At 70.5% G+C, this 10,208-nt stretch carries 11 protein-coding genes and 1 pseudogene; 3 read left to right on the top strand and 9 right to left on the bottom strand.

Annotated features, from left to right (window positions below; all coding sequences use genetic code 11):
• From CDO81_RS29345 to CDO81_RS26420, 3 genes and pseudogenes are all read right to left on the bottom strand, one after another.
• Positions 1–103: pseudogene (locus tag CDO81_RS29345) on the bottom strand (Mu transposase domain-containing protein); the annotation flags it as partial.
• Positions 104–143: 40 nt separating this feature from the next.
• Positions 144–1,292: a serine hydrolase domain-containing protein gene (locus tag CDO81_RS26425; RefSeq protein WP_241517177.1), complete on the bottom strand. Its 1,149-nt coding sequence runs from the start codon at positions 1,290–1,292 to the stop codon at positions 144–146.
• Positions 1,293–1,484: 192 nt separating this feature from the next.
• Positions 1,485–2,687 (bottom strand): MFS transporter, encoded by a 1,203-nt coding sequence (locus CDO81_RS26420; protein WP_088486256.1) that lies wholly within the window; start codon positions 2,685–2,687, stop codon positions 1,485–1,487.
• Between the two features lie 106 nt (positions 2,688–2,793).
• Here CDO81_RS26420 and CDO81_RS26415 point away from each other — a divergent pair, with 106 nt between their 5' ends.
• Positions 2,794–3,687, top strand: coding sequence for a LysR substrate-binding domain-containing protein (locus tag CDO81_RS26415; protein ID WP_088486255.1), 894 nt, complete (start codon positions 2,794–2,796; stop codon positions 3,685–3,687).
• Positions 3,688–3,761: 74 nt separating this feature from the next.
• On the opposite strand, the gene CDO81_RS26410 is transcribed toward CDO81_RS26415, so the two are convergent.
• From CDO81_RS26410 to CDO81_RS26400, 3 genes are all read right to left on the bottom strand, one after another.
• A complete protein-coding gene (locus CDO81_RS26410) occupies positions 3,762–4,373 on the bottom strand; it encodes an OmpA family protein (protein WP_088486254.1) in 612 nt (203 codons plus the stop codon).
• A gap of 166 nt (positions 4,374–4,539) precedes the next feature.
• Positions 4,540–4,968 (bottom strand): hydroxyisourate hydrolase, encoded by a 429-nt coding sequence (gene uraH / locus CDO81_RS26405; protein ID WP_088486253.1) that lies wholly within the window; start codon positions 4,966–4,968, stop codon positions 4,540–4,542.
• Positions 4,969–4,993: 25 nt separating this feature from the next.
• A complete protein-coding gene (locus CDO81_RS26400; protein WP_088486252.1) occupies positions 4,994–5,467 on the bottom strand; it encodes a heme-binding protein in 474 nt (157 codons plus the stop codon).
• Between the two features lie 119 nt (positions 5,468–5,586).
• Between CDO81_RS26400 and CDO81_RS26395 the strand changes: the two genes are divergently transcribed.
• Together CDO81_RS26395 and CDO81_RS26390 are read left to right on the top strand one after the other, a co-directional pair.
• A complete protein-coding gene (locus CDO81_RS26395) occupies positions 5,587–6,267 on the top strand; it encodes a heavy metal response regulator transcription factor (RefSeq protein WP_088486251.1) in 681 nt (226 codons plus the stop codon).
• Positions 6,264–7,700: a heavy metal sensor histidine kinase gene (locus CDO81_RS26390; RefSeq protein ID WP_088486250.1), complete on the top strand. Its 1,437-nt coding sequence runs from the start codon at positions 6,264–6,266 to the stop codon at positions 7,698–7,700. The genes CDO81_RS26395 and CDO81_RS26390 overlap by 4 nt, the downstream gene beginning before the upstream one ends.
• Here the strand turns inward: CDO81_RS26390 and CDO81_RS26385 are convergent.
• Genes CDO81_RS26385 through CDO81_RS26375 form a run of 3 tightly spaced genes read right to left on the bottom strand, consistent with a single transcriptional unit; the run spans position 7,697 to position 10,115 of the window.
• The gene (locus CDO81_RS26385; protein WP_088486249.1) at positions 7,697–9,094 is read right to left on the bottom strand and encodes a sensor histidine kinase; all 1,398 of its coding nucleotides are present in this window, start codon (positions 9,092–9,094) and stop codon (positions 7,697–7,699) included. The two genes, CDO81_RS26390 and CDO81_RS26385, sit on opposite strands and share 4 nt — an antisense overlap.
• Positions 9,094–9,756 (bottom strand): response regulator transcription factor, encoded by a 663-nt coding sequence (locus CDO81_RS26380; RefSeq protein WP_088486248.1) that lies wholly within the window; start codon positions 9,754–9,756, stop codon positions 9,094–9,096. The genes CDO81_RS26385 and CDO81_RS26380 overlap by 1 nt, the downstream gene beginning before the upstream one ends.
• Entirely contained in the window at positions 9,753–10,115 is a 363-nt protein-coding gene (locus tag CDO81_RS26375) for a PepSY domain-containing protein (RefSeq protein ID WP_088486247.1), read from the bottom strand. Before CDO81_RS26375 ends, CDO81_RS26380 begins: the two co-directional genes overlap by 4 nt.
• Positions 10,116–10,208: the final 93 nt, after the last annotated feature.

Below are 10,208 nucleotides of genomic sequence, written 5' to 3'. Positions count from 1 at the left end.
CGGCCGCGACGACGAGCCGGTCGGCGTAGACGCGCAGGCTCACCGGCCTGTTGGCGTACGACGCCGGCACGCTGTACCGGGTGCGCTCGAAGGTGCTGGCGCAGCACGCCAGGGCCACGGCAGGCACCATCGGCTGATGGCCACTACGGCGCCGGCGGGGTGGGCAATGCGCGGTAGAGCTCGGCGATCTGCGGAATGAATCGCTCCGGGTTGCCACCCACGAGGTTCGTGAGCACGATGACGGCCAGCCTGTCGTCCGGGTACACGATGAAGGCTGCGCGGTTGCCGCCGATGCCGGCCACCTGACGGCGCGGCGTGCTGGCCAGCACGGGCCAGCCGGCGGACCAGGCGCCGTTGGCGCCGCTGTTGAGCTTTTCTGGGGTCCACATGCTTTGCCTGCTGGCCGCGTTGATGAGGCGGCCCTTGGACAGTGCAATCAGCCAGGCCGCGAGTTCATCGGCGGTCGTCTGGATGCCGCCGCCGGCCTGCAAGCTGTATGGGATGTCATAGACCCAGCGCGACAGGCGATTCGCATCGTTCGGCGCCAGCGTTCGGCGCGGAAAGTAGCTGTAGATGGTCGCCGCGTTCGGCACGGGGTCGTAGCTGTCGCCAAAGGTGGTGAGCGGCATGTTCGCGACGGAGAACTGGCGTTCGGCCAGATACCGCTCGTAGGGCATCAGCGCCTGCTTGGCGATGATCTGCGCCAGCAGGCCGTAGTTCGTCTGGTTGTAGGCGAACATTTCTCCGATCGGCGCCTCCATGGGCTGCTGCTTCACGCCCTTCCACATGGCGGCCTCTGTGCTGCCCGCCGTGGGGCCGGGCTGATCGACGATCTCCGGGAGGCCCGAGGTATGCGCCAGCAGTTGGCGCACGCGGATCGCCTGCCAGGGCGGCGGCAGGTCGTCCAGATAGCGGGAGATCGGCGCATCAAGGCTGACCCGCCCCGCCTCGGCCAACTGCATCATCGCCACGCCCGTGAAGGGCTTGGTGGCCGAGTTCAAAGGGAACAGGGTCTTGGCCGTGGCTGGCACCCGGTTTTCTACGTTGGCGAGGCCATAGGCTTCCGACAGCACCAGCTCGTCGTCCTTGACGACCGCGACCTGCAGGCCAGGGATAAGGCGCTCCTGCATCGCCTGCAGGACCACGCGGCGCGCCTGCTCGTTCGCCTGATCCAGGCTGCCCGCTGCGTGGCCGATGCCAGGCAACGACAGGGCAAGCGCTGCGACAAGCCAGAGGACGCCGTGTTTTCGAATGGACATGAAGGTTCCTGGCGCGCGGCGCCCGCGGCGCAATGGTTGAAATCGCAGACCCGCGCCAGCGGGCCTGCCGAGGCTCCTGGCCTGTCTGAGCCAAGGGGGCCGGAGAGCCGCTGTCGAGCCGCCTCAGGCCACCCTAAGGTCCCAACTCAATGTAGGCCTCGTCGCTCGCCATGGCGAAAGTTTCAGGGGGCGGCGCCAAGATGGCCCGCCCGGCCGGGCCCTTCGTCAGTGGCCAGCGGTGGCGACGCGGTTGCTGCGCACCGGCATGCCTTGGCGGCGGTCGAGCAGGCCGCTCCAGTGGGTGAGCGCCAGAGACACCAGCACCACGAGCGCGCCGATCCAGGGCGTGTGCATGAGGCCTGCGTGCGTCACGATCAGGCCGCCTGCCCAGGCCGCAGCGGCAATCCCGAGGTTGAAGGCCGCGATGTTCAGCCCTGACGCGACGTCCACGGCCTGGGGTGCAAAGTGTTCAGCCTGCTTCACGACATAGACCTGCAAGCCGGGCACGTTGCCAAAAGCGACCGCGCCCCACAGCAGCACGGTGGCGAGCGCCAGCCACGGGTGCGGCGCGGTGAAGGTGAACAGGAGCAGCACCGCTGCCAGCAGGGCAAAGATGATCCGCAGTGCCGGGATGGGCCCCAGGCGGTCAGCGAGCTTGCCGCCCCAGATATTGCCGACCGCCACCGACACGCCGTAGATGAGCATCACCCAGCCCACGGTGCCGGCACTGAAGCCCGAGACCTCGGTGAGGATCGGAGCCAGAAAGGTGAAGGGGATGAACGACCCCCCGTAGCCGATGGCCGTCTTGGCGTAGACGAGCAACAGCCGTGGTTCGGCCAGCACCCTGGCCTGCTGCGCTAGCGTTGCCGGTGCCGCATGCCGGATGTCCCGCGGCACGAAGATCCAGCTGCCGGCCAGCGCAACGACGCCCAGCGCAGACACTGCGAGGAAGGTCTCGCGCCAGCCGAAGTGCTGGCCGATGAAGGTGCCCAGAGGCACGCCGGTGACCAGGGCCACGGTGAGGCCCGTGAACATGATCGCGATGGCGCTTGCCGCCTTGTCCTTGGGCACGAGGCCGGTGGCGATGGTCGAGCCGATCGAGAAGAAGACACCGTGCGCCAGGCCAGTGAGCACGCGGGCCGCGACCAGCGACTCGTAGCTCGGCGCTTGCCACGCCAGCAGGTTGCCGAGGGTGAACAGCGCCATCAGGCCGAGCAGCAGCGCCTTGCGGGGCATCTTGCCGGTGAGGGCGGTCAGCACCGGCGCGCCGACGGCGACGCCCAGCGCGTACAGGCTGACCAGCAGGCCTGCGGACGGCAAGCCGATACCGAGGTCTGCCGCGACGGTGGGAATGAGGCCGACGATGACGAACTCGGTCGTCCCGATGGCGAAAGCGCTGAGGGTCAGCGCGAGCAAAGCAATGGGCATGTCAACACTCCTTGGGTGGACGCGGAGTGTGGGTGGCCTTCCTTTGCCGAAAAACTGGGTAACGAGCACAATTCTCTTGACTTGGAGTCAAGGATGTAGGGCGTTCATGAAGACCACTCTTGAAGAGCTGCAGGCATTTGCCCGCGTGGTGTCGGCCGGCTCCATCACGGCGGCCGCGGAGCAACTCGGGCAGACGGTCTCGGGCACCAGCCGTGCGCTGAGCCGGCTGGAGCAGAAGCTTGAAACAACCCTGCTGCGCCGCACGACGCGCCGCATCGAACTCACCGAGGAGGGGCAAGCCTTCCTGGCGCACACACGCGCCATCCTGGCTTCGATCGAGAACGCCGAGGAGCAGATGGCTGCGCGCCGGACGCAACCCGCCGGGCGCCTGCGCGTGAACGCGGCGACGCCTTTCATGCTGCATGCCATCGTGCCGCTGATGCCGGCGTTTCGCCGGGCCTACCCTCAGATCACGCTTGAACTGGATACCGATGAACTCAACATCGACCTGATTGAGCGGCGCACTGACATCGCGATCCGGATCGGCATGCTCACGGATTCCACGCTGCATGCGCGGCCACTCGGCAGCAGCCGGCTGCGCGTGCTCGCGAGCCCGGCCTATCTGGCCGCACGCGGCCGCCCGAAGACGGTCGCCAGTCTGGCGGAGCATGAGTTGATCGGCTTCACGCAGCCGGAGGCGCTGAACCAGTGGCCCTTGCGCGGGCCTCACGGTGACGCATGGCAGGTCACGCCGACGCTGACGGCGTCCAGTGGCGAGACGCTGCGCCAGTTGGCATTGCAGGGCCTGGGCCTGGTCTGCCTGGCCGATTTCATGGCGGATGCCGACCGCGCCAAGGGCGACCTCGTCCAGGTGCTGGCCCGCGACACGGCAGACGTGCGGCAACCGATCTATGCCGTCTACTACCGCAACACGCGGTTGTCAGCCCGGATTGCCTGTTTCCTGGATTTTTTGGCTGAGCGCCTGTCGCTGGCGCCATGAAGGGGTGATGCGCCGCGACCTGGCAGATGGGCACTGCCAGGACCGGCGCATCAGGCGGTGACCCGGGCGGCGGGTTACCGCATCACCACCAACTGCACCCGCCGATTCGTGCTGCGCCCGTCGCGCGAGTTGTTCTCCACCAGGGGCGCGGTCTCGCCGTAGCTGATGGTGCTCATGCGCGGCAGGGGTACGCCGGCGCGGGCGAGGTACAGGCGCACGGCTTCGGCCCGTTGCAGGCCGAGTTGCTGGTTGTAGGCGTGGCTGCCGGTGTTGTCGGTGTGGCCCTGGATCTCGATGTACACGGGCTGGTTGTCGGCCTTGAGCTTGGCCACGAGTTGGTCGAGTTCGCGGCCGGCGGCGTCGGTGAGTTCGGCGCGGCCGGAGGTGAACTTGATCTTGTCGTCGGTGAGCACGGTGCTCATCAAGAGGCCCGGGGGCGCCGGCAGGTTCTTGGCGGCCTGTGCGCGTTCGGCGGCTTCGCGCTCCAGGGCCTGGATGCGTGTCTCGCTGCCCTGCACGCGGCCGCCCAGCGCCTTCAGGCCGTCGTCGTTGGCCTGCACGCGGGTGCCCAGGCTGTCGACGCTGGACTGCACGGGGGCCACGGTCTCCTTGACGAAATCCTTGGTGGCGCAGGCGCTGAGCAACAGGGCGCTGGTGGCAGCGATCAGGACGGTAGTTCTGGACATCAATGGGCTCCTGGAGGATGCGAAAGCCGCGACTCTAGGCAGCCCGCCCAGGCAAACGTACCGAGATGTGAGCAGGGTGGCCCGCCATTAACCGGATGCGCCAGGCCCTTACGCTTGTGTGCGCCGGCGTGACAGGTGCTGATCCGCTGAAACCGCCGGCCTGTGTTCAATTGCCCCGGTAGGTCGAGAAGCCGAAGGGGCTCAGCAGCAGGGGCACGTGGTAGTGCTGCTGCGCGCTGTCCACGCGGATGACGACCGGGATCTCCGGGAAGAAGCTGGCCTGCTTCTGCTGCGCATAGAACTCGCCGGTGCGGAAGACGACGCGGTACTCCCCCGCGCTCCAGCTCGGCAGTGCGTCGGCCGGCACCAGGCCGGGGATGCGGCCCTGCGCATTGGTGACGCCGCTGCCGAGCGGCTGCCAGCGGTCGGTGCCCACGCGGCGCTCCAGGTCGACGCGAATGCCGGCGCTCGGCTCGCCGGTTTGCAGGTTGAGCACGTGCACGCTCAGCGGGTTGGCGCTGGTGGCATGGGCAGGCAGGCCGGCCAGGGCGAGCGAGGTGGCCAGGCTGGCGAGTGCAAGGGAACGAAGCGACATCAGGGACTCCAGGTTGGGGGTGAGATCAAGGGTGGCGCGGCAGGCTCTCGACCGCTGCGCGGGCGCAGGCGTCGTCGTTCTCAGGCCCACCGCCGCCGGCCACGCCCACCGCGCCGGCGATATCGCCGCTGGCATCGCGCCACGGCACGCCGCCGCCCAGCAGCAGCAATTCGGGCAGGTATTGCAGGGCCGCGGTGTCGGGCTGGCTGCGGGCCTGCCGGCCGAGCGTGAGCGTGGGCTGGCGGGTGGACAGGGCCGTGTAGGCCTTGCGCCGGGCGGCCTCCAGGTTGTGCGGGCCGACGCTGGCTGCGCGAGACATCAGCAGCGTCTGGCCGCTGGCGTCCACCACCGCCACGGCCACCTCGCGGCCCAGGGCGCGGCAGGCAGCGCGGGCTGCGTGGGCGAGGTGCTCGGCGGTGGTGACGGGCCCGTCGGCCGCGGGCTCGGCGTTGGCGGCGAGGGCCGCGGTGATCAAGAGAGCCGTGAACAGTGAACGCATGCCGGCACTCTAGAAACCAGCCGCTGCCCGCACGCTGACCGTTCGATGACATCTTTGCCATCGAATGCCTTGGGCCGCTGCGGCATGCTTGCGGCCTTGCCCTTGATGAGGAGACCGGTGTGCGCATCCTGGTGGTGGAGGACGAAGCCCGCGCGGGCGACTACCTGAAGCAGGGCCTGACCGAGGCCGGCTTCGTGGTGGACGTGGCGCGCGACGGCCACACCGGCCTGCACCTGGCCGCGGAGCAGGCCTACGACCTCGTCGTGCTGGACGTGATGCTGCCCGGCCTGGACGGCTGGACGGTGCTGCGCCGGCTGCGGCAGACCGGCGTGGGCCGGCAGGTGCCGGTGCTCTTCCTGAGTGCGCGCGACGCGCTGGCCGACCGGGTGCACGGGCTGGAACTCGGCGCGGACGACTACCTCGTGAAGCCCTTTGCCTTCGCGGAGCTGCTGGCGCGCGTGCGCACCCTGCTGCGCCGCGGCCCGCCGCGCGAGGACGATGTGCTCACGCTCGACGACCTGCGCCTGAACGTGCCCGCCCGCACCGCCACGCGGGCCGGCCAGCGCCTCACGCTCAGCGCCCGCGAGTTCAACCTGCTGCACCTGCTGATGCGCCGCCAGGGTGAGGTGCTGTCGCGCAGCGAGATCGCCTCCCATGTCTGGGACATGAACTTCGACAGCGACACCAACGTGGTGGACGTGGCCATCCGCCGCCTGCGCCTGCGCATCAACGACCCCGTGCCTGGCCGCCTCATCCACGCGGTGCGCGGCATGGGCTATGTGTGCGAGCTGCGGCCATGAGCCGGCCCGCCTCGCTGGGCTGGCGGCTCGGGGTGTCGGTCGCACTGGTGGCGGCGCTGGCCAGCGCGCTGCTGGGGGCGACGCTGTACCGCTCGTTCGAGCAGCAGCTGCTGCGCCGTGACGATGTGCAGCTGCTCGGCAAGCTGCGGCAGCTGCGCCAGCTGCTCGGCCACAGCGGCACGCCCGAGCTGCTGCGCTCGCAGGCCGACTACCTGCGCGACACCATGAGCGGCGAGAGCAATGCGCTGATCGAGATCCGCACCGATGCGGCGGGCGGCAGCCAGGTGCTGCTGGCCATCAACCCGCCCGGCCTGCCGCTGCTGCAGACGCCGCCGCTGCCGGTGCCGCAGGAGCCCCGCCTGGAAGACCTCAGCCACTGGACCACGCCGGCCGGCGTGCCTGCCGCGGGGCTGAACGCTTGGGGCCTGCTGGGGGCGCAGCATGTGGAGATCCGGCTGGCGCGGCTCTACCCCGAGCGCCGCGCGTTGCTGGCCGAGTACCGCTGGCGCATTGCCGGCAGCAGCCTGGCCGCGGGCGGCGTGGCGGCCGCGCTGGCGCTGGCCTTGGTGTGGCGGGGCCTCGCGCCGCTGCGCCGGCTGCGGGAGCAGGCGGCAGCCATCGGGCCGCAGAGCCTGTCGCAACGGCTCGCCGTGGCCGACGTGCCCGGCGAGGTGCGCCCGCTGGTGGACGGCGTCAACACCATGCTGGCGCGGCTGGAGCAGGGCTATGCCCAGCTCCACCAGTTCTCGGCCGACCTGGCCCACGAGCTGCGCACGCCGCTGGCCACGCTGACCGGCCAGACGCAGGTCGCCCTCAGCCGCGCGCGCGAGCCGGCCGCGTATGCGCAGCTTCTGGAGGTGCAGCTGCAGGAGCTGGATCGGCTCAACCGCATGGTCGACAGCCTGCTCTTCCTGGCACGCAGCGAGCACGAGGCCTTGAGCGGCCACCTGCAACGCCAGCCGCTGTCTGCCGCAGCCGAGCTGGCCCGGCAGGCCGACTACTTCGCCGACCTGGCCGAGGAGCGCGCATTGCGCCTGCGCTGCGAGGGCGACGCGCCGCTGTGGGCGGAGCCCGCCATGCTGCGCCGCGCGCTGGCCAACCTCGTGGCCAATGCGGTGCGGCACGCCCGTCCGGGCAGCGAGATCACGCTGTCGGCCGCCACCGAGCCGGGCGCCTCCGGTGCGCTGACGGTGCTGACCGTCGCCAACGAAGGTGAGCCGGTGCCGGCCGAGGTGCTGCCGCGCCTCTTCGACCGCTTCTACCGCGCCGACGCCTCGCGCGATGGCAGCGCCGGCGGCAGCGGCCTGGGCCTGGCGCTGGTGCGTGCCATCCTGAGCCTGCACGGTGGTCGTGCCGAGGTGCGAAGCGGCCCAGGCGGACGCATCGAGTTCGTGTTGAAGTGGCCGGTTGAAGCGGGCCCCGACCCCACCTAACCCGCCGGCAGCGTCAGCACCACCAGCAGCCCACCCAGCGGGCTGGTGCCGAGTGCGACCGAGCCGCCGTACAGGCCTGCCAGCTCCTGCACGATGGCCAGCCCGAGGCCGCTGCCCGGCGTGGATTCGTCCAGCCGGCTGCCGCGCTTGAGCGCCTCGGTCATCTGGGCGGGCGCGATGCCCGGGCCGTCGTCGTCGACGGTCACGCGCAGGTGCCGGTCGTTCTGCATGGCACTGATCACCACCTGCGCGCGTGCCGCCTTGCAGGCGTTGTCGAGCAGGTTGCCGAGCATCTCCTGCAGGTCTTGGGACTCGCCGGCAAAGGCCAGGCGCGGGTCGATGTCACCGCGCATGGCGAGGTGCTTGCCGGCGTGGATCTTCGTCATCACGCGCAGCAGTGCGTCAGCCACCGGTTGCAGGGGCGTCCTCAGGCCGACCGTGGCCTGGGCCGCCGCGGCGCGGGCGCGGGCGAGGTGCCAGTCGACGTGGCGCCGGGCGACCTGGACCTGGTCGTGCACGAGGTCGGGCAACTTGGCGTGCACAGCGCCGTCAGACCTGGCCTGGCTGGCGCCCTGGGCGAGGATGGTCAGGGGCGTCTTCAGCGCATGCGCCAGGTTGCCGGCTTGGGCGCGTGCACGTTCCAGGGTTGCGGCCTGGCGGTCGAGCACGCCGTTGAGGTCGTCGACCAGCGGCTGCACCTCGCTGGGGTAGCGTCCGGCCAGGCGCTGGGTGCGGCCATCCCGCAGGTCGGCCAGCGCCTCGCGCAGGTGGCCCAGGGGTTTCAGGCCGAGCGCGACCTGCAGCACCGCGCCGATGGCGAGCAGCAGCAACAGCAGCGCCAGCGAGCCCGCCAGCGCGCTGTCAAAGCGGGCGGCGCCCGCCTCCAGCGGGACCGTCGTGGCCGCCACCATCACACGCCAGGGTGCGGCGGCGCCATCGGCTTGCACGCCGCGCTCGATCAGCAGCAGCGGCTCGCGGCCGTGGTTCAGCACCTCGTGCACATGCAGTTCGCCGGGGCGCGGGGCATCGCGAGGCGCCGTCAGGGCGTCGTCCCACAGCGAGCGGGACCGCAGCAGGCCCGGCGTGCCGTTGGCGCCCGCGCCGTCGACCTGCCAATACAGGCCGGAATGCGGCCGTGTCCAGCGCGGGTCGGAAAGCCGCGCTGCGTCCAGTGTGGGCCGGCCCTGCGCGTCCACTTCGAGCCGGGCGATCACCTGGTCGAGGTCTGCGGTCAGGCGCTCGACGAACTGCTGGCGCGCATGGTCACGGAACAGCGCCGACAGCAGCAGGCCCAACGCCACCAGCGCCAGGCCCGCCGTGAGCAGCGTGGCGAGCAGCAGGCGATAGCGCAGCGACAGCTGGGGCAGCCCCCTGCAGATGCGGTCCACCAACATCACGGCGCCGGGACGAGCCGGTAGCCCATGCCGCGCTGGGTCTCGATGAGGTCGGCACCGAGCTTGCGCCGAAGCCGCCCGACGAACACCTCCACGGTGTTGCTGTCGCGGTCGAAGTCTTGCGCATAGAGGTGCTCCACCAGCTCGCTGCGCGACACCACCTCGCCGGCGCGGTGCATCAGATAGGCCAGCAGCCGGTACTCCTGCGCGGTGAGGCTCACGGTCACGCCTTGCTGGGTGACGGTGCCGGTGCGGGTGTCCAGCGTGATGTCGCCGCGCTGCAGCAGCGGGGAGGCCAGCCCATGCGAGCGGCGCACCAGCGCGCGCAGCCGGGCGAGCAGTTCCTCGGTGTGGAAGGGCTTGGCCAGGTAGTCGTCGGCGCCAGCGTCGATGCCGGCGACCTTCTCGTGCCAGCCGTCCCGTGCGGTCAGGATGAGCACCGGCACCGTCAGCCCCCGGCTGCGCCAGCGCTGCAGCACGGTGAGACCGTCCAGCCGGGGCAGGCCCAGGTCCAGCACGACGGCGTCATAGGGTTCGGTCGTGCCGAGGTGCAGGGCCGATTCGCCATCAGCGGCCTCGTCCACCGCGTAGCCGGCTTGCAGCAGCATCTGGTGCAACTGGCCTCGCAGCACCGGGTCGTCCTCCACCAGCAGCAGCCTCATGGGCGACGCTCCGCTGGCGGGGCCGAGGCCGGCAGGGCAGGGCGCGGGCGAGTGCGCAGCACGACGGCGGTACGGGCGTCCACGTCCAGCTTCAGCAGGCGGCCACCCGGCTGCAGCAGTTTGAGTTCGTACACCCAGCGGCCGTCCTCGCGCTCCAGTTCCACCTCCAGCACCTCGCCGGGGTAGTTGCGCTGCACCTTCTCGAGCACGTCCTGCAGCGGCAGTGCCTCGCCGGCCTTCATGGCCGCGCGGGCGCGGTCGTGGTCGCGGCGCTCATCCGCACCGGCAGGCAACAAGACACCCGCCGCCAGCCCGAGGGCGGCGAGGCACAGCAAGGCAGGCCGAAGAAGGCGCTTCATGGCTGCAGTGTCGATGCGCGGAGCTGAACGGTGGATGAACAACCGGTTCAGGCGCCGTTCAAGGGCGCTTGTCGATCATGGCACCACCACGAA

The sequence above is a fragment of the Roseateles puraquae genome, assembly GCF_002205845.1.
GTDB lineage: Bacteria > Pseudomonadota > Gammaproteobacteria > Burkholderiales > Burkholderiaceae_C > Pelomonas > Pelomonas puraquae.
Note: the sequence above shows the minus strand (reverse complement) of the source record. Positions and strands in the feature narration are given on the sequence as shown.

Coding starts and splice junctions, on each gene's coding strand:
- uraH (WP_088486253.1), bottom strand. CDS start 4,968: ATGTCGCTTCGTTCCCTTGCACTCGCCAGCCTGGCCACCTCGCTCGCC.
- CDO81_RS26385 (WP_088486249.1), bottom strand. CDS start 9,094: ATGTTGGTGGACCGCATCTGCAGGGGGCTGCCCCAGCTGTCGCTGCGC.
- CDO81_RS26410 (WP_088486254.1), bottom strand. CDS start 4,373: ATGTCCAGAACTACCGTCCTGATCGCTGCCACCAGCGCCCTGTTGCTC.
- CDO81_RS26415 (WP_088486255.1), top strand. CDS start 2,794: ATGAAGACCACTCTTGAAGAGCTGCAGGCATTTGCCCGCGTGGTGTCG.
- CDO81_RS26390 (WP_088486250.1), top strand. CDS start 6,264: ATGAGCCGGCCCGCCTCGCTGGGCTGGCGGCTCGGGGTGTCGGTCGCA.
- CDO81_RS26380 (WP_088486248.1), bottom strand. CDS start 9,756: ATGAGGCTGCTGCTGGTGGAGGACGACCCGGTGCTGCGAGGCCAGTTG.
- CDO81_RS26400 (WP_088486252.1), bottom strand. CDS start 5,467: ATGCGTTCACTGTTCACGGCTCTCTTGATCACCGCGGCCCTCGCCGCC.
- CDO81_RS26375 (WP_088486247.1), bottom strand. CDS start 10,115: ATGAAGCGCCTTCTTCGGCCTGCCTTGCTGTGCCTCGCCGCCCTCGGG.
- CDO81_RS26420 (WP_088486256.1), bottom strand. CDS start 2,687: ATGCCCATTGCTTTGCTCGCGCTGACCCTCAGCGCTTTCGCCATCGGG.